The sequence below is a fragment of the Streptomyces sp. NPDC058653 genome (assembly GCF_042716895.1).
In the GTDB taxonomy this organism is placed as follows: Bacteria; Actinomycetota; Actinomycetes; order Streptomycetales; family Streptomycetaceae; genus Streptomyces.
Genome location: NZ_JBHXRM010000028.1, coordinates 38,583 through 56,801, shown reverse-complemented (window position 1 = coordinate 56,801; position 18,219 = coordinate 38,583). Strand labels below are relative to the sequence as shown.

The 18,219-nt window shown below is 72.6% G+C and carries 12 protein-coding genes and 1 pseudogene; 7 read left to right on the top strand and 6 right to left on the bottom strand.

Annotated elements, in window-relative coordinates; genetic code table 11:
* Positions 1-73 precede the first annotated feature (73 nt).
* The 3 genes from ACFWU9_RS23200 (at position 74) to ACFWU9_RS23190 (ending at position 3,923) form a co-directional block, all read left to right on the top strand.
* Entirely contained in the window at positions 74-928 is an 855-nt protein-coding gene (locus ACFWU9_RS23200; protein ID WP_384321342.1) for a helix-turn-helix domain-containing protein, read from the top strand.
* A gap of 240 nt (positions 929-1,168) precedes the next feature.
* Complete coding sequence (gene rsgA, locus ACFWU9_RS23195; RefSeq protein WP_384321340.1) at positions 1,169-2,281, top strand: ribosome small subunit-dependent GTPase A; 1,113 nt, start codon at positions 1,169-1,171, stop codon at positions 2,279-2,281.
* A 223-nt stretch (positions 2,282-2,504) separates the two neighbouring features.
* Positions 2,505-3,923, top strand: a complete 1,419-nt coding sequence (locus ACFWU9_RS23190; protein WP_384321338.1) for a DNA-3-methyladenine glycosylase 2 family protein — start codon at positions 2,505-2,507, stop codon at positions 3,921-3,923.
* Here the strand turns inward: ACFWU9_RS23190 and ACFWU9_RS23185 are convergent.
* Positions 3,893-4,267 (bottom strand): PPOX class F420-dependent oxidoreductase, encoded by a 375-nt coding sequence (locus ACFWU9_RS23185; protein WP_384321336.1) that lies wholly within the window; start codon positions 4,265-4,267, stop codon positions 3,893-3,895. The genes ACFWU9_RS23190 and ACFWU9_RS23185 overlap by 31 nt on opposite strands.
* 79 nt (positions 4,268-4,346) lie before the next feature.
* Between ACFWU9_RS23185 and ACFWU9_RS23180 the strand changes: the two genes are divergently transcribed.
* Positions 4,347-5,348 carry an ArsR/SmtB family transcription factor gene (locus ACFWU9_RS23180; protein ID WP_384321334.1) on the top strand — a complete coding sequence of 334 codons (1,002 nt, stop codon included), beginning with the start codon at positions 4,347-4,349 and terminating at the stop codon, positions 5,346-5,348.
* A gap of 100 nt (positions 5,349-5,448) precedes the next feature.
* On the opposite strand, the gene ACFWU9_RS23175 is transcribed toward ACFWU9_RS23180, so the two are convergent.
* Entirely contained in the window at positions 5,449-6,846 is a 1,398-nt protein-coding gene (locus ACFWU9_RS23175; RefSeq protein ID WP_384321332.1) for an N-acetylmuramoyl-L-alanine amidase, read from the bottom strand.
* Between the two features lie 248 nt (positions 6,847-7,094).
* Here ACFWU9_RS23175 and ACFWU9_RS23170 point away from each other — a divergent pair, with 248 nt between their 5' ends.
* A complete protein-coding gene (locus tag ACFWU9_RS23170) occupies positions 7,095-7,925 on the top strand; it encodes a M23 family metallopeptidase (protein WP_384321330.1) in 831 nt (276 codons plus the stop codon).
* Between the two features lie 733 nt (positions 7,926-8,658).
* On the opposite strand, the gene ACFWU9_RS23165 is transcribed toward ACFWU9_RS23170, so the two are convergent.
* The 3 genes and pseudogenes from ACFWU9_RS23165 to ACFWU9_RS23155 all read right to left on the bottom strand — a co-directional run bounded on the left by ACFWU9_RS23165 (position 8,659) and on the right by ACFWU9_RS23155 (position 11,049).
* Entirely contained in the window at positions 8,659-9,141 is a 483-nt protein-coding gene (locus ACFWU9_RS23165; protein ID WP_384321328.1) for a DUF456 domain-containing protein, read from the bottom strand.
* A pseudogene (locus ACFWU9_RS23160) lies at positions 9,078-9,740 on the bottom strand (hypothetical protein); the annotation flags it as partial. The pseudogene ACFWU9_RS23160 and the gene ACFWU9_RS23165, both read right to left, overlap by 64 nt.
* Before the next feature lie 295 nt (positions 9,741-10,035).
* On the bottom strand, positions 10,036-11,049 hold the full coding sequence (locus ACFWU9_RS23155; RefSeq protein WP_384321326.1) for a helix-turn-helix domain-containing protein: 1,014 nt from the start codon (positions 11,047-11,049) through the stop codon (positions 10,036-10,038).
* A gap of 463 nt (positions 11,050-11,512) precedes the next feature.
* On the opposite strand from ACFWU9_RS23155, the gene ACFWU9_RS23150 reads away from it, so the two are divergent.
* Together ACFWU9_RS23150 and ACFWU9_RS23145 are read left to right on the top strand one after the other, a co-directional pair.
* Positions 11,513-13,207 carry a protein phosphatase 2C domain-containing protein gene (locus tag ACFWU9_RS23150; protein WP_384321325.1) on the top strand — a complete coding sequence of 565 codons (1,695 nt, stop codon included), beginning with the start codon at positions 11,513-11,515 and terminating at the stop codon, positions 13,205-13,207.
* A gap of 86 nt (positions 13,208-13,293) precedes the next feature.
* Positions 13,294-15,042 carry a pyruvate dehydrogenase gene (locus ACFWU9_RS23145; protein ID WP_384321323.1) on the top strand — a complete coding sequence of 583 codons (1,749 nt, stop codon included), beginning with the start codon at positions 13,294-13,296 and terminating at the stop codon, positions 15,040-15,042.
* A gap of 23 nt (positions 15,043-15,065) precedes the next feature.
* Here the strand turns inward: ACFWU9_RS23145 and ACFWU9_RS23140 are convergent, their stop codons facing one another.
* Positions 15,066-18,173 (bottom strand): alpha-mannosidase, encoded by a 3,108-nt coding sequence (locus tag ACFWU9_RS23140; RefSeq protein ID WP_384321321.1) that lies wholly within the window; start codon positions 18,171-18,173, stop codon positions 15,066-15,068.
* Between the last annotated feature and the right edge of the window lie 46 nt (positions 18,174-18,219).

Below are 18,219 nucleotides of genomic sequence, written 5' to 3'. Positions count from 1 at the left end.
AGGTGGCCGGGGGCCCGGAGGTGGCGAGATGGCGAGAGCGGAACCGGCCCCTCAGTCGGACATGACCAAGATCATGCGTACCTGGAGAGCGCGCCGGAATCTGGCGGACGTGCCCGGGACGGACGATCTGCCCCGGCACCGGCACCGCCGGGGACGGCTCACCCAGTCGATCATGGCCGAACTGCTCGGGGTGGACGAGCGGCACTACCGGCGCCTCGAACACGGTGAGGGGCGGATCAGCACGGACCTGGTCGAGGACTGCGTACGGATTCTGGACCTGAACCCGGCGGAGGCGTCCGCCCTGTACGTCTGGTCCGGTCACCGGCCTCCCGGCGCGGTCGCCCCGGAACACCCGGACGTCCCCGACGATCTGCTCGAACTGCTGCACCGCGTCGGCCACGGCGCCTACTGGAGCGACGACACCTACACCGTCCTCGCCTACAACCGCCGCGCCGCCTGGCACTGGCCCTGGATGCAGCGCCCGGGCGCCAACGTCATGGAGGAGTTGCTCGCCCCGCACTCCCAGGGGCGGGCGCAGTGCCGGCAGTGGGAGATCCACTGGGCGCCCTACATGGTCGCCGAGCTGCGCCGCAGCGCCGTCGTGGACGTCGAGCACGACCGTATCCAGCGCGTCGTGCGCCGGGTCCGGCGCTCCGCCGAGGTGCGCCGGATCTGGGACGGCGACGAACGGGCGGAGATGAGCCTGCACCCCTACGGCACGGTGCGCCCGATGGTCCTGCCCCTCGCCGGCCGGGTCCATCTGTCGGTCGAGGCGCTGGCGCCGCTGGCCCACCCGGGTCTGCGGATGATCGTGGGCATCCCGGTCGACTTCACCGAACCTGACCTTCCGGTCGGCCCGCCGCCCCCACCATGGCCCGCGCCCCCACCATGGCCGGCGGACCCGGAGGCCGGAGGAGCGGAGCCGTGAAAAGGGGTGGCGGACCCGGTGGACGAGCCGCTAAATTCCCGTGTGTTCCGAGGGACCGGTCCGGTCCCCGTCGGCCGTGTGTCCGAACCCGGGAGGTGTGTACCGATGGCTGTCTCTGTGATGGGCCCTGCCCGCAATCAGCTGATCGTTCATGTCACCTCCGTGGTCTCCGGCTGACCTACCTCATCCTCCGCGCCCGACCGACGCGGCTGCCGGGGCCACCCTTGTGAAGGGTTCCCCTTGTCTTTCTCTCCTGCCTCCTCCGAGGCTTCCTCCGCCGCGCATCCGCTCGCTCCCTACGGCTGGGACGAGGGCTGGGAGGCGGAGTTCACCCCGTACGCGGCGCAAGGTCTGCTGCCCGGCCGTGTCCTGCGGGTCGACCGGGGCCAGTGCGATGTCGTCACTCCCGGCGGCACCGTCCGGGCCGACACCGAGTTCGTCGTACCGCGCGATCCGCTGAAGGTCGTCTGCACCGGGGACTGGGCCGCGGTCGACCCCGGCGGTGATCCCCGGTACGTGCGGACGCTGCTGCCGCGCCGGACCGCCTTCGTACGCTCCACCTCGTCGCAGCGTTCCGAGGGCCAGATCCTCGCGGCCAACGTCGAACACGCGATCATCGCCGTACCCCTCTCCGTCGATCTGGACCTCGGGCGCATCGAGCGCTTCCTCGCCCTGGCCTGGGAGAGCGGTGCGCAGCCGCTCGTGGTGCTCACCAAGGCCGACCTCGTACCGGACCCGACAGGGCTGTCGTATCTCGTCGAGGACGTCGAGACCACCGCGCCCGGCGTACAGGTCCTGGCCGTCAGCGCGGCCACGGGCGAGGGCCTCGACGTGCTCTCCGCCCTCGTCTCCGGGGGGACGAGCGTGCTGCTCGGTGTCTCGGGCGCCGGGAAGTCGACCCTCGCCAACGCCCTGCTCGGGGAGGAGGTCATGGAGGTGCAGGCCATCCGTGACGTCGACGGAAAGGGCCGGCACACCACGACCACCCGCAACCTCCTCGTGCTGCCCGGCGGCGGCGTCCTCATCGACACCCCCGGTCTGCGGGGTGTCGGGCTCTGGGACGCCGGGCAGGGCGTGGGGCAGGTGTTCGCCGAGATCGAGGAACTGGCCGAAGGGTGCAGGTTCCACGACTGCGCCCACGGCAGCGAGCCCGGGTGCGCCGTGCTCGCGGCGCTGGCCGACGGTTCGCTCCCCGAGCGGCGGCTGGAGAGCTACCACAAGCTGCTGCGGGAGAACCAGCGCATCGTCGCCAAGACCGACGCCCGCCTGCGGGCCGAGATCCGGCGCGAGTGGCGGCTCAAGGGCGCGGAGGGCCGCGCGGCCATGGAGGCCAAGCGCGGGCGCATCAGGTAGACGTCCCCGCTGACCGGAGCGAGGCCGGACCCCCCTCCGACCGGGGGTCCGGCCCCACTCCGGCCCCACCCTGGCCCCACCACTCCGCGCGGTCCGGCTCGGCCCCGGCGGCTCCTTCCGGCGGCTCGGCCCCGGCCGCCCTCCGGCCCGCTCCCTCGCCGCGACCTTCGTGTCCGAATCCCGCGAGTCCCGCCGCCCGGCGCGACGCACACTGGACGGTGTGATGGACGAGGAGACCAGGTACGAGGCGGTGGCCAGCCGCGACGCGCGTTTCGACGGCGCGTTCTTCTTCGCCGTCGAGACCACCGGCATCTACTGCCGGCCCAGTTGCCCGGCGGTCACCCCGAAGCGCGAGAACGTCCGCTTCTACCCCACGGCCGCCGCTGCCCAGGGCAGCGGCTTCCGCGCCTGCCGCCGGTGCAGGCCCGACGCCGTGCCCGGATCGGCGGAGTGGAACGTACGCGCCGATGTCGTCGGCCGCGCCATGCGCATGATCGGCGACGGCGTCGTGGACCGCGAGGGCGTGCCCGGACTGGCCGGGCGGCTCGGCTACAGCGCCCGGCAGGTCCAGCGCCAGCTCACCGCCGAACTCGGCGCCGGGCCCGTCGCCCTCGCCCGCGCGCAGCGCGCCCACACCGCCCGGACACTGCTCCAAACCACCGGCCTGCCGGTCACGGAGATCGCCTTCGCCGCAGGGTTCGCCAGCGTGCGCCAGTTCAACGACACGATCCGGCAGATCTACGCCCGTACACCGAGCGGTCTGCGCGCCGAGTCCGGCCACGGCATGAGCGCCGCCGGGGGACGAGTCACCGCCGCCCCCTCGCTCGCCGGCATCCCGCTACGGCTCGCCTACCGTGGCGCCTACGCGGCGCGCGAGATGTTCGACCTGCTCGCCGACGAGGCCGTCCCCACCGTCGAGGAGGTCATCGGCGAGCCCGGAGCCCGCACCTACCGGCGTACGCTGCGCCTGCCGCACGGCCCCGGAGTCGTCTCGGTCGACGAGTCACTCCCGTCACCGGGCCGAGGCGCCCGCTCCGGCTGGCTGGAGGCCCGGATCCACCTCACCGATCTGCGCGACCTCACCACCGCCGTCCAACGGCTGCGCCGGCTCCTCGACCTCGACGCCGATCCGTACGCCGTGGACGAGCGCCTCGGCGCCGATCCCCTCCTCGCGCCCCTCGTCGCGGCCCGCCCCGGACTGCGGGCGCCGGGCACCGCCGACCCCGAGGAGTACGCGCTGCGCGTCCACGCGGGTCCCACCGAGGCGCGGCGGCTCGTCGCGGCGTACGGGGACCCGGTCGAGCGGCCCTGCGGCACGCTCACCCGGCTCTTCCCCGCGCCCGGGGCCCTGGTGGACGACCCGGTGGCCGGTCCGCTCGCCAGGGCGCTGGCCGGCGGCACCGTACGGCTCGACACCGGCGCGAGCCGCGACGAGGCCGAGCGGGCGCTGCTCACCGTGCCCGGAATGACCGCCCGGACGGCGGCGCTCATCCGGATGCGAGGCCTGGGCGACCCGGACGTGTCACCGGACGACGAGCCAGGACAGACGGCGTGGCGGCCCTGGCGTTCGTACGCGGCACAGCATCTGCGGGTGCTGCGGGCGCGCCCTCGTCAGACGGTGTCGTCCAGCCCCCAGCTGTGAATCTTCCGCGGATGGATGCGGATCAGCTCCTCGCTGAAGTGCGGGCCCAACTCGTGCGGCCCGGTGAGCAGTTCGGCCTCACCCCGGATGTCGACGCCGCGCACCTTCCAGGGCCTCAGGCTCACGATGTCGTCGACCACCAGGGCCACCAGGGGATTGGCCCGGAGGTTCCGCCACTTCTTCGTGGTGCCGAGCGCGTACCCGCCGACCAGGATCGTGCCGTCCGCCTGCGGATAGAACCCCACCGGGTTGGCCTGCGGCTGCCCCTTCGGATCGACGGTGGCCAGCCGGCCAAGTCGCTGGGAGGAGAGATACAGGCGCTCGGCCTCGCTGAATTCGGTCATGACTCCAGCCTCACACGCCGGCGACCCCGCCCCGCTAGAATCCGGGCCTGACCGCACAGGCTTTCCGGGGGAGTCCAAGGTGCTGCGAGTCGATCTCCGTGGAGGCGAGCTCAACCGGCTGCGGGTGGCGGACGGGGCCGACGCCCTGTGGGAGGCCGCGCTCAGCCTGCATCTGCTCCAGAACCAGCACGTCCCGCCGGCCTTCGCGCCCTGGCGCCGCGAGGTCCGCTCGGCCCTGGAACGCGCCGGACTCTCCTCGGCCGTACGGGAGTTGACGCTGCTCTGCCCCTCGGCGGAGTACTTCCCCGACTTCCTCACACCCGGCCGAGGCGAACTGGACCTCGACATCGGTGTGGACCGTCTGCTGTCGACTCCCCGCCGCCGTCTGGTCGTGGATCTCGCACGACTCTACGCGCGCAGACGAGGTCCGGTCCCGACCACCGTACGGCGGCTCGCCGAGGGCGACACGGAGGCGCTGCGCTGGCTCGGGTCGACGCTGCGGCGCTACTACTCCGTCGCGGTCGTGCCGTATCTGCCCGCCATCCGGGCCCAGGCCGGGGCCGACCGCTCCCGTCGCGCCGAGGCCGCGCTCGGCGGGGGAGCGGAGGGGCTGCTGGCCAGTTACGAGGAGATGCCCGGCTGGCGCTGCGAGGAGGGGATTCTGCGCACGCCCTACCCGGTCAGCCGCGAACTCCAGCTCTCCGGGCAGATGCTGACGCTGGTGCCGGGCTTCTTCTGCGTCGGTACGCCGCTGGCCCTGGTCGACGACGAGCTTCCACCGGTGCTCGTCCACCCGCTCTCCCCGGCGCCCGGCTGGCTGGTGCGCTCCCGGCTGGGCGAGTCGACACCGCCGGTGGCCCAGCTGATCGGCACCTCACGCGCCCGGCTGCTCGAACTGCTCGACCGGCCGATGACGACGACGGGACTGGCGGGGGCGCTGCGGATGGCTCCCTCGACGGCGAGCCGCCACGCCTCCGTACTCCGTGAGGCCGGTCTGCTGACCTCGCACCGGCACGGGAACCGGATGATGCACCACCGCACCCAGCTGGGCAAGGCCTTGCTGGACGGCCCTGCCCCCTGAGGGGCGGTGGTGCATCAACGGTGTCGCTTCAGCGGTGTCGCGTCAGCGGTGGTGCGTCAACGATGGTGGGTCGGCGGCGTCACTTCAGCGGTGTGCCGCGTCAGCAGGTGGGCACGCCCGGCAGCCAGGAGTCCGAGACATCGATGAAGATGTTCGAGATGTAGCCGCCGTAGTCCGGCAGATAGGACCAGGCGTCGTTGCTGTAGCCCTGGTAGTTGACCAGCTGTCCGCGCTTCTGGCACTGGACCTTGACCGTCGTCGGCCCCGCCAGGCTCGCGACCTGCGCCGAGGTGGTCGTCGCCTGCTGACGGATGCTCACGCCGGTGCCCCACGTCGGGAACGAGGTGCCGGGGCCGGGGCCCGGGTCACCGGTGCCGCCGTTGACCAGCGACATGTAGTAGGTCCAGTTCCAGTTCGCGCCGGGGTCGGTGTGGTCGTTGCCCGGTACCTCGCTGTGCCCGACGATGCCCGTGCGGGTGCGCGGGATGCCGTACTTCGCGGTGAGGTGGCGGGTCAGCGCGGCCGACGAGCGGTACATCGAGTCGGTGAACCAGGACGGGTCGGCGACGAAGCCCTCGTGCTCGATTCCGATGGAGCTCGGGTTGGCCGAGCGCGCGTGCCAGGCGGTGTTGGCGTCCCGGACCATCTGGGTGACCTGGCCGTCGGAGGAGCGGATCACATAGTGCGCGCTGACCTTCGACGACGGGTTCTGGAACCAGCTGATGGAGCCCGCGTACGAGCCCTGCGTGACATGGACGACCACCTTGTTGATCGCCGACGTACGGCCTGTCTGGTAGTTCGACGTGCTCGCCGGGACCCAGAGGGCCGCCGGGTAGTCGTCGCTCAGCACCCCGAGGTCCGAGGCGATGCTCGCGTACCTGCCGCGGTCCGGTGTCACCTTGCGGGCCTTGACGAGGATCTGCTCGTTTCCGGCGGCCTGCGCGCGCAGACCCTTGTTCAGCAGGTCGTACGCGGTGTCCGCGTACAGCCGCGCCGTCCGGTCGTTCGTCGCGGCGCCGTACTCGGCCGCGACCGGGTACCACTCGGCGAGCGACCCGCGGTCGGTGGCGTCCAGGCCCTGGTCGTCGGCGACCGCGCGCAGGACGGCGGCGGCGCCGCGGATGTTGGTGGCCGTGTCCTTCTTCAGCTCGGCCACGGACTCGCCGGTGAGCTGCGCGGCGCGCTCCAGTGTCCTGTGCTCCGGCTGGCTGACCAGGTGCATCACGCCGTAGCCGTTCGCCTGACTGGGTCTGCCGCCATGGCCGTCGAGGTGCGTCTCGCCGTATCCGACGGCGACGAGGAGGTCACGGGGTACGTCGAACTCGGCGGCGGCCTTCGCGAACGCCGTGTTCATGGCGCCGGTCGCGGTGCCGGAGTCCCCGGCGCCGCCGGGATACGGCGCGGCGCCCGCCGGCTGGCCGGTGAGGGCCAGCGACGCGGCGACCACGGTGCCGAGGAGTGCGGCCCGGCCGCGCTTCCAGCCTGTCATCAAAGTCATCGGTCTTCTCTCCGCTCTGGTGCGCGGGTCATGGACCTGCGCGCACTGGTGGGGGCAAGGCGGGGTGAGGAACTGTCAACTCCGCAATGGTGGAGCGCCGACTTGTCAGGAGCAAGACATTTCATCTCCGACGAAAGGCGCCGTCCAGTCGTTGTGACCGGGAGCGCCCCGTCGTTACTTTTGCCGGGTCTCGCAGCGGTCGCGGCTCGTTGGCCGACCGGCTGCAACCCCCACACCCGGGAGCATTCGTGACCCGTCTCAGACGCCTATCGACCACATTCGCCGGTGCGCTCCTCGTACTCGTCGGGATGCTGACGGTACCCGCTGGAGCGGCCGAAGCGGCCGAAGCGGGCGCCTCCGACACGGCCGCCGCGGCCGCGGCGCCCAACTTCAAAGCCCCCTACCCGTGCGGCCAGCGGTGGACCTACAGCCACCACTCCGCCGAGGTGCGCCGCGCGCTCGACTTCGTACGCGCCGACGGCGGCACCACCAACGGCACCCCCGCCCTCGCCTCCGCCGCCGGTACCGCGACGCGGCACAGCCAGCCGAGCGGCGCCGGGAACTACATCTCCATCGACCACGGCGGCGGCTGGACGACGTACTACTTCCACCTCGGCTCGTACTCGGTGGCCAGCGGACAGTTCGTCAACCAGGGCCAGCAGATCGGTACCACCGGCTCCAGCGGCAACTCCTCCGGCCCCCATCTGCACTACGAGCAGCTGCTCAACGGCGTCGGCCAGAACATCGTCATCAACGGCGGCGGCCTCCCCTATCCCGGCAGCTACAACCAGTCCTTCCTCACCAGCGACAACGGCTGCGGCGGAGGTGGCGGCACCCCCTTCACCACCTGGGGCACCGGCGTCAGTGTCCGCGCCGACGCCCGGCTGAACGCCGCCGTCATCACCCGGCTGGCGGGCCCCACCAGCGTCCACGTCCTCTGCCAGAAGCAGGGCGACACCGTGAACGCCGAGGGGTACAGCAACAACTGGTGGAGCAAGCTGCGTGACCAGGGCGGCTTCATCTCCAACATCTACATCGACCATCCCGCGGCCCAACTCCCGGGTGTGCCGATCTGCTGACGATCCGTCAGCGAACCGGCGCACACGCACGAGCGGGACCCGGCGGCTCAGGTGGGCAGACCCCACCGGGCCGCCGGAGCGTTCGGTTCGACGGGGCGGATACGGAGGGACGGCCGGTCGCCGGCCGAGGTGATCAGCGCCGAGTCCCCCTTGCGCAGACGGATCCGCAGGGCCCCATAGGCCGCCGCCTCGTACGAGCGTGCCGGTCGGCTCGGCGTCGCGCGGCCGCAGGCGCCAGTCGACACCGGTGATCGCGCCGACGGGCTCCAGGGTGAAGTGCCCGATGGGCGGCCCGGGCGAGGCCGAAGAGGGAACCGAACTCCGGCCGGTGGTCCTGCACTTCGGAGTGCTGCACATTGAAACGGACGGCGTTGTGGTCCGGCTCGGCGTAGATGCCGGAGCCGAGGAAGCCGTTGGCGATGAACGGTCCGTCGAACCAGGTCGTGGGCATCGTCCGCCGGGTGCGGCGCCACGGCGCCCGCCGGTGCCGTCGCGAGCGCCGGGACGGCGGCCACGCCACCGGCGACGAGCGCGCCGCCGATCACGCTGCCGCCGGCGAGTACGTCTCTTCGGGACGGGGCCGTCGCCATGGCGCGCCTCCCGGCAGTGGTGACGGCTCGGACCTCACTGCTGCGTGGATTCATCCGAGCTATTCACTGACCGGCGGTAGGGGTGGGGCTGAGGTGCGTCAATACGGGGGAGAGATCCGATGTTAATGGGCACGGCCCCGGATTCAGCCCCAGATCATCGCGCCGAACCAGGCGCCCATCACGAGGAGACAGCAGAACAGCTCGACCAGCAGCGAGTAGCCGGCCGTCCGCATCACGGTCCGCGTCGACGCCCAGCCGTCGCGGTGACTGCCCAGCCGTGCGCGCTCCACCGCGTAGATCCCGCCGACGAAACCGAGCACCGCGCCCACGACCGGCACGACGAAGAAGCCCACGATCCCCGCGAGCCCGCCGGCCAGCAGCGTGCGTCTTCGTGTCCCCGTACGGCGCACGCGCCGGGACGGCAGTAGCGGTCTGACGGCCTGGCTGAGCAGCAGCACGGCGGTGGAGCCGATCAGCACCACCCAGGCGGCGGTGGAGGTGTCGCTCAACGCCCACCAGACGACGGCGGCCCACACGATGGCGGGCCCCGGCACCCCGGGAATCAACACACCGATGACGCCCAGCAGCATGACGAGACCCACCAGCACGAGCTGCCACACGTCCATCTGCCCAGAGTGCAGGATCCCGCCTGGAGCGGCACGCGGACGGGGGCCGTGACGCGGGGCGCGCGGGGGTGGGTAGACGCCGGCCCACCGGGCCGCGCCCGTTCACCGCGCCGCCGGGTCGCTGGGTGACCCGGCCGCAGGACCGCCGGGCGGGCGGGCCGTCGGCCCGCCCCCGGTTGTCTCGGCGCCCGGCCGTCGGGTAGCCCGGTTGCCGGCTGTCGGGCCGCCGAGGCGCGGAGGCGCCGAGCCGTCGGGTCACCTGGCCGTCCGGCCAGGTGGCGCCAGGTGAAGGAGAGCAGCAGTGTCTGTCCGTGTGCTGTGGCGCCCGCGTGGGCGCGGCGGTAGGCGGCGAGGGCTGATTGCGGGGAGCCCGAGAGGTGTTCGGCGATCAGTCCTCGGCGGAAGTCGAGGAGTGGGCGGGCGAGGGCGGTGGGTGCCAGTAGTGCGGCGGCTCTGCCGAGCGCGGCCCGTGCTTCGTCGGCGCGGTCCCGTACGCCGAGGATGGTGGCGGCGTAGGCGAGATGGCCGCGCTCGCTGGCGGCGCCGCCCCGTTCGTCGTCCTCACGCGCCGTGGCCTCCGCGAGCCGGAGCGCGCCCTCTCACTGCGTTGCCCGGCCGTTGAGCCATCGGGTCACTGGGTGACCCGGCCGTCTGGTCACCGGGTCACCCGGCCTCCGAAGCGCCGAGCTATCGGGCCGCAGGGCCGCCGGGCTGCGCCCGGTCGCCGTGCCGGCCGACCGCCGGGCGGGTCGTTGTGCCGCGACCGGTTGCCTCGGCGCTCGGCGCTTGGGTAGCCGGGTTACCCGGCCGTTGGGGCGCCCGGGCCCCCCGGCCGTAGAGTCGGCTGGTCACCCGGGCACCCGGCCTCCGAAGCGCCGGGCCGTCGTGCCGGCGTCAGGCGTGGGCGTTGCGGGCCACCCAGCCCTTTTCGTAGGCGTGCCAGCCCAGCTGGAGTCGTGTCGTCACTCCCGCCAGTTCCATCAGGCCCTTCACCCGGCGCTGGACCGTACGCAGGCCCAGGTCCAGTTGCTTGGCGACGCTCGCGTCCGTCATTCCCGCCAGTAGCAGCGACAGCACCTCGAGATCGGTCTCGGCCGGGCCGTCGAGCGCGTCCTCCGACACCGTCGCACCGTCCCCGTCCCTGTCCGCGCCCGGCACCAGACGCAGGGGCAGGGCGTCGCGCCAGACCGCCTCGAAGAGGCCCGACAGCGACTCCAGCAGCCCACTCGCGTGGACGACCAGGGCGCCCGGCTCCGCGTCGCCCGCCGTCAGCGGCACCATCGCCAGCGTCCGGTCGGCGATCATCAGCTTGGTCGGCACCCGGTCGACGACCCGTACCTGCTCGTCACGGCCGAGAGCCGCCGACAGCTCGGTGATCCCGTCGGGCAGCGAGAGCACCTCGCGCTCGATCACCACGCGGTAGCGGACACCGCGCGTCACCACCCGCTCCTCGGACTCGTTGTCCACCCCCGACACCACCACCGGCCTGCCCGTGACCAGCGCGCGGATCTCCTCCGTCGCGCCGAGCTGGAGCTGGTGGAACCGGTGCGCCACCGCGCTCGCGCCCGTCACCACCTCGACCAGATCGTGCACGGCCGGCTCCCCGGACTCCGCGCGGTACTCCTCGGCGAGCAGGACGGCGGCCAGCTCCGCCCGCTCCAGCTCGTGGCGCTGCTGGGTGAGCAGCGCGCCCAGCGCCACCGCGGGCGGCGCGGCCACCCAGCGTCCCGTCCGGGCCGACGACTGCGCGGCCAGCCCCTGCTGCTCCAGCCTGCGCAGCGCGCGTTCGGTGTCCTGTTCGGGTATCGCGAGCCGATGTGCCAGATCGGCGGCCTCGGCGGCGCCCAGCGCCACCAGCGCGCGATACGCGGACTCCTGTCTCTCGTCGAGACCTATTGCTCCCAGCACCTCTCGCACCCCTCCCCGGACACACGTTCAAACCCCGCCGGACATGGCGGATACCGGCCACGGCGTAAACCCGCCGCGCACATCATCCCCGCATCACGCGCCACTCTGCCAATGTGGCGACATTGCCGGATCAACAGACCTCTGGAATATGCCCGGGTACCTGGCGGTCAGGTCGGTCTTTGTAAGCCGGATAAGCTGACTACCCGGACGTTCCCGTCGAAGCCCGACGAGTCGTACGATTCGAATCGGCGTACGGACAGTCGTACGGTCGATTTCCGGCCCCGAATCCTGGTCGGCGCACCCGGTGCGCTCCGACCTGCCGAACGTCCGCCGGGCGTCCTTCCCGTGGGGGGTGGGGTCGCCCGGCGGACTTGGGCCGCGGGGCCCCGCGCTCATCCCGCCCCGCCTCTTATTTTTCGCGGTGCCCCGTTTTCTGACGCCCCGTGCGGTCGACAATAGGAGCATGAGCCAGCAGGGGGACCGGCCCGCCACCGCCGACGACTGGTGGGGCCGGCTGTACGACGAGTCCGCACCCGACACCGGTCCCGCCGAGACGCGGGACGACACGATCGACGACCGTTTCGACTCCGCGACGGACACGCTCGGCGGGGACGGCGCACCGTCCCCGGGGCGGTACGGACGGGCCGTCGACGCGATCGACGTGGACGACGAAGAGGACGCGGCCGACGAGGACGAGGACCTGGACCTGGGGGCCGCGGGCGACGGTCCCGTGTCGCGCCCGCTGGCCTGGTGGGAGGCGCGCGGCGCCTATCCGGTGATCCAGACGCCCGAGCCTCCGCCCGCAACGCCCCAGCCCCAGCCCCAGACCCAACCACCGCCCCCGCCCCCCACCGTGGCGGACGTCCCGCTCGCACCACCGCCTCCGGCACCGGCCCCGGTGACGACCCCGCCCCGCACACCCCGGCCCCGCGCGCCGTGGGAGCCGCCGTCGCCCGCGTTCAACCCCAGCGACGCCAGGCCGCTCCCGGGCGCCGCCGATCCGGCACCCCCACCGGCCGCCGCGCCCCCCGCGCCGGCTCCCGTGTCCGAACCCCCCGCGCCCGCCGACCCCACCCCGCCCCGCGACCCGCGCGCCGCCCGCGACGCGCCGCGTCATGCCGCCCCCACACCCCGGCGCACACCGACACCGGAGCCCGCACCCCCCGCCCGCGTCGGCCATGTCGGCGACAGCCCCCCCACCTACGACGCCGAGCCCACCGCGCTCCCCGCGAGCCAGGCCGACGGGCTCGACCGGCTCGTCGCCGACACCGTGCTCGACGGCGCCCGGTACGGCACGTACACGCTCCGCGCCGTCTCCACGCGCGGCGACTCGGCCCGCTACCGGGGCGAGCCCCGACGGGACGCCCTGCTCACCGCGCGCTTCGGCGTCGGCCCCGGCGCCCTGGTGCTGGTCGCCGTCGCCACCGGCGCCCGCGCCACCGAGGGCGCGCACCTGGCCGCGGCCGACGCCTGCCACTGGATCGGCGGCGCCGTCGGCCGGAGCCACAGCCGACTCGCCGAGGACATAAGGGCCGGCCGCCGGGGCGACCTCAAGTCGGGTCTGCACCGGCTCACCGACCGCAGCTACGGCAAACTGCGCGCCCGCGCGGGCGAGTTGGGCCGCGAGCCCGACGAATACACCGCGAGCCTGCGGTGTCTGCTGCTCTCCGCCGACCCCGAGTGCCGCACCCGCGTCTTCTTCGGTGTCGGCGGCGGCGGGCTCTTCCGCCTCAGGGACGGCGTCTGGCAGGACCTGGAGCCGCTCGTTCCGGAGCCCGCCGACATCACGGGCGCACCGGTCGTCGGCTTCGGCTCCGTGCCCGTCGGCGCCCTCGCCGAACAGACCCCCGACGGCGACCGCCTCACGATGGACCTGGAGATCACCAAGCCTCCCGGCCCGATCGTGGAGGCACCCGTGCCGCCCCCGCCGGAGCCGTTCCGCTTCCGCGCCTCGGTCGCCCGTCCGGGCGACACGCTCCTGCTGACCAGCGTCGGACTCGCGGAGCCGCTGCGCGGCGAACCGGCCCTCGGCGACGAACTGGCCGCGCGCTGGGCGTCCGCCGAGCCGCCGGGACTCGCCTCGTACCTGGCGGACGTCGGAGTACGGGTGAAGGGTTACGCCGACGACCGTACGGCCGTGGCGGTCTGGGAGGCGTAACGGCGCGGGGCGTGGGTTGATGGACAGCGGGTACCGGAGGGGCCCCGGGGCGTGACCCGGCCCCGACAGCGGAAGGGCACGCTTCCATGGCCAAGCAGAACGTGGCGGAGCAGTTCGTCGCCATTCTCGCCCGCGCGGGTGTGCGCCGGCTCTACGGAGTCGTCGGCGACAGCCTCAACCCCGTCGTCGACGCCATTCGGCGCAACGCGGCCATCGACTGGGTGCAGGTCAGGCACGAGGAGGCGGCGGCCTTCGCGGCGGGCGCCGAGGCGCAGATCACCGGCAAGCTCGCCGCCTGCGCCGGCTCCTGCGGTCCGGGCAATCTGCATCTGATCAACGGCCTGTACGACGCGCACCGCTCCATGGCCCCGGTCCTCGCCCTCGCCTCGCACATCCCCACCGGCGAGATCGGCCTCGGATACTTCCAGGAGACCCATCCCGAGCGGCTGTTCGACGAGTGCAGCCACTACAACGAGATGATCACCAATCCGCAGCAGATGCCCCGTCTGGTCCAGACGGCCATCCAGCACGCGGTCGGCCGGGGCGGCGTCAGCGTCGTGACCCTGCCCGGCGACATCGCCTCCCTGCCGGCCCCGACCAGGGCGATCGAGCACGCCATGCTCACCTCCCGGCCGACGGCGCGCCCCGGCGACCTGGAGATCGACAAGTTGGTCGACATGATCGACGACGCGGACCGCGTCACGCTCTTCTGCGGCAGCGGCACGGCCGGGGCCCACGCCGAGGTCATGGAGTTCGCCGAGCGGATCAAGTCCCCGATCGGCCACGCCCTGCGCGGCAAGGAGTGGATCCAGTACGACAACAAGTTCGATGTCGGGATGAGCGGGCTGCTCGGTTACGGCGCCGCGTACGAGGCCACCCACGAGTGCGATCTGCTGCTCCTGCTCGGTACGGACTTCCCGTACAACGCCTTCCTGCCCGACGGCACCGACGTCAAGATCGTCCAGGTCGACGTCCGGCCCGAACGGCTCGGCCGGCGCTCGCAGTTGGACCTCGCGGTCTGGGGCGACGTGCGCGAGACCCTGCGCTGTCTGACCCCTCGGGTACGGGTCAAGAACGACCGCCGCTTCCTGGACAAGATGCTCAGGAAGCACGCCGACGCGCTCGAAGGCGTCGTCAAGGCGTACACCCGCAAGGTCGACAAGCACGTCCCGATCCATCCCGAGTACGTCGCGTCCGTGCTCGACGACGTGGCCGACGACGACGCCGTGTTCACCGTCGACACCGGTATGTGCAACGTCTGGGCCGCCCGCTATCTGTCGCCCAACGGGCGCCGCAGGGTGATCGGTTCGTTCAGCCACGGCTCGATGGCCAACGCCATGGTGCAGGCTATCGGCGCGCAGTTCGTGGACCGGGAGCGCCAGGTCGTCTCGATGTCCGGCGACGGCGGCTTCTCCATGCTGATGGGCGACTTCCTCACCCTCGTCCAGTACGAACTCCCGGTGAAGATCGTCCTGTTCAACAACTCCTCGCTGGGCATGGTCGAGCTGGAGATGCTGGTGGCCGGTCTGCCGTCGTACGGCACCACCAACCGCAACCCCGACTTCGCCGCCGTGGCCCGCGCCGCCGGGGCGTTCGGCGTCCGGGTGGAGAAGCCCAAGCAGCTGGAGGGCGCGCTCAGGGACGCCTTCAAGCACAAGGGCCCGGCCCTGGTGGACGTCGTCACCGACCCGAACGCCCTCTCCATCCCGCCGAAGATCAGCGCGGACATGGTGCAGGGCTTCGCGCTCTCCGCCGGAAAGATCGTGCTGGAGGGAGGGGTGGGCCGCATGGTGCAGATGGCGCGCTCCAATCTGCGCAACCTGCCGCGGCCCTGACCCCTCCGCCCCTCACCGGCCCCCTACGCGGGTGTGAACCGCAGCGTCAGGATCTGGAACGGCCGCAGCGCGACCCGCAGACCGCCCGCCCCCGTCCCCGCCTCGTGCAGCGGACGCTCCAACAGGTCCGTGACATGGGCCTGTACGACGGGGAAGCCGGTCCGCAGCATCGCCGACGCGCGGTTGCCGGCCGACTCGTAGAGCCGTACCACCACATCGCCGCTGCGGTCCTCCGCCAGCTTCACCGACTCCACCGTGATCGCCGGGTGGTCGACGGAGACCAGCGGCGCGGTCGGCGGCGCGACCGCGACCCGCAGGGGCAGATTGAGCGCCAGCCCCTCCTGGACCGCGTCCGTCACCTCGGCGCCCGGCACCAGCGCGTAGCTGAAGGTGTGCGTGCCCAGGTCCGTCTCCGGGTCGGGGCTGTGCGGCGCCCGCAGCAGCGTCAGCCGTACGGTCGTCCCCACGCCCTCCTCGTGCGCGGTGCGCGTCACGTCGTGGCCGTACGTCGAGTCGTTGACCACCGCCACGCCGTACCCGGGCTCCGCGACCCGCAGCCAGCGGTGCGCGCAGATCTCGAACCGGGCCGCGTCCCAGCTGGTGTTGGCGTGCGTGGCGCGGTGCACATGCCCGAACTGGATCTCGGCGGTGGACCGTTCGGCCTGCACGTCCAGCGGGAAGGCCGCCTTGAGGACCTTCTCCGACTCCTGCCAGTCGACCTCGGTGACGATGTCCAGGCGCCGGCTGCCGGCCGCGAGCCTGATCTCCTGCACGATCCACGACGAGCCGAACGTCCGGACCACCCGGACCGTCGCCCGCAGCGGACCCTGCTCGACCAGTTGCACGGACTCCGCCCTCGTGAGGTCGGTGTGCCGTCGCCGGTAGTGCCGGTCGATGTCCCAGGCGTCCCACTGGTTGGGGTGGTCCGGGTGCAGCTGGAGCAGATTGCCCCGGCTGCCCGGCGCCAGCACCTCGCGGTCGGCCGTCAGGTCCGTCACGGAGGTGAGCAGGCCGTCACGGTCGACCGTGACCCGCAGGAGTCCGTTGTCCAGGGTGATCGTGTCCGAGCCCGCGGAGCGTGTCGTGACGTCCCTGGTCCCGCCCGCCGGCTCGGCGGCGGCCAGCCCCGTCGCGCCCAGCGCGGGCACCCGCACCGCGACCGCCGACCTCCCGTGGCCGTTCAGCGCCTGTACCGCGCTGCCCTCCGGGACGTCCGCCGTGTCGGCCTCGACGATCTCGGTCCGCTCGTACGGCGAGGAGTTGAGCACCGCCGCACCCCCGCCGCCGAGGGCCGCGACCGCCGCCGCCGTGATCTCCGTCAGCTCCTCCCGCACCGCCGCGTAGGTGTCCCTGGCCTCCCGGTGCACCCAGGCGATGGACGAGCCCGGCAGGATGTCGTGGAACTGGTGCAGCAGCACCGTCTTCCACAGCCGGTCCAGCTCCTCGTACGGATACGCGTACGAAGGGGTCCGCAGCGCGGCCGTCGTCGCCCACAACTCCGCCTCCCGCAGCAGGTGTTCACTGCGGCGGTTGCCCTGCTTGGTCTTCGCCTGCGTGGTGTACGTCGCCCGGTGCAGCTCCAGATAGAGCTCGCCCGACCAGACCGGCGCCTTCTCGCCGTACTCCGCCTCGGCCGCCGCGAAGAACGCGGCGGGCTTCTCGATCTCGACCCGGGGCGATCCCTCCAGGGACCTCAGCCGGCGCGCCTTCTCCAGCATCTCGCGGGTGGGACCGCCGCCGCCGTCGCCCCAGCCGAACGGGACCAGCGAGCGCGAGGCCCGGCCCTTGTCGGCGAAGTTCCGCTCGGCATGGGCCAGTTCGGACGCGTGGAACTGCGCGTTGTAGGTGTCGACCGGCGGGAAGTGCGTGAAGACACGGCTGCCGTCGATGCCCTCCCACCAGAACGTGTGGTGCGGCATCTTGTTGGTCTGGTTCCACGACAGCTTCTGGGTGAGGAACCACTTCACCCCCGCCAGCTTGGCCAGTTGGGGGAACGCGGCGGTGTAGCCGAAGGAGTCCGGCAGCCAGATCTCCTCCGTCTCGACCCCCAACTCCTCCCGGAAGAAGCGCATGCCGTGCACCAGCTGCCGGGCCAGCGCCTCACCGCCCGGCATGTTGGCGTCCGACTCCACCCACATCGAACCGACCGGCGACCAGTTGCCGTCCGCCACGGCCTTCTTGATCCGCTCCCAGATGTGCGGCTGGTGCTCCTTGACCCACGCGTACTGCTGGGCCTGCGAACAGGCGAAGACCAGCTCCGGGTACTCCCCGGCGAGCGCGGTGACGTTGGCGAACGTCCGCGACGCCTTCCGTACGGTCTCGCGCAGCGGCCACAGCCACGCCGAGTCGATGTGCGCGTGACCCGCCGCCGAGACGCGGTGGGCGCTGGGCGAGGCGGGGCGGGACAGGACCCCGGACAGCTCGGCGCGGGCCGCCGCCGCCGTGCCCGCCACGTCGTGCAGGTCGAGCACGTCCAGCATGTTCTCCAGGGCGCGCAGGATCTCGTGCCGCCGCGACCGGTCCGCGGGCAGCTCCGCCATCAGCTCGGACAGCACCTCGATGTCCAGCACCAGATGCCACACGTTCTCGTCCAGCACGGCGATGTCGGCGGCGGCGAACGTGTACAGCGGGCTGTCACCGGCGGTCCGCACGTCGCCGAGGGACGAGGGCGTGAAGTCGCCGGGCATCGACGGGTTCGCCGCCGCTTCGAGCAGCAGGTGGATCTCCTCGCCGCCGGCCGCCGGGTCACCCACGGGGACGTGCCGGTTCCGCGGGTGCACCCCCTTGATCGGCACCCCGGCCGCGTCGTACACCATTCCCTCGGCCTGGAAACCCGGCCCCTCACCGGTGAAGCCGGGGTCGATCACGACCTCCACCCGCAGCCCGGCGTACGCGTCGGGCACGATCCCCTCCAGCCGGAACCAGCTGGTCGACCAGGGAGGGCCCCACGGCGTCCCCGTCTCGAACGGGGTGTACGTCCCCTGGAGAGCCTGTCCCACGGGCACCGGCTCGCCCGGCACCTCCCAGACGGAGAGGACCAGCGGCGTCCTGGCGGCGTACTGCGCGGGGCGGATGAACTGGCGCAGGGCGCGCTCCAGACGGCCCTCCACCAGGGTGCGGTCGTCGTGCATCAAGGCTCCTCAGATCTACGGCTCAGCCTTCCGGAACGGCAGACTC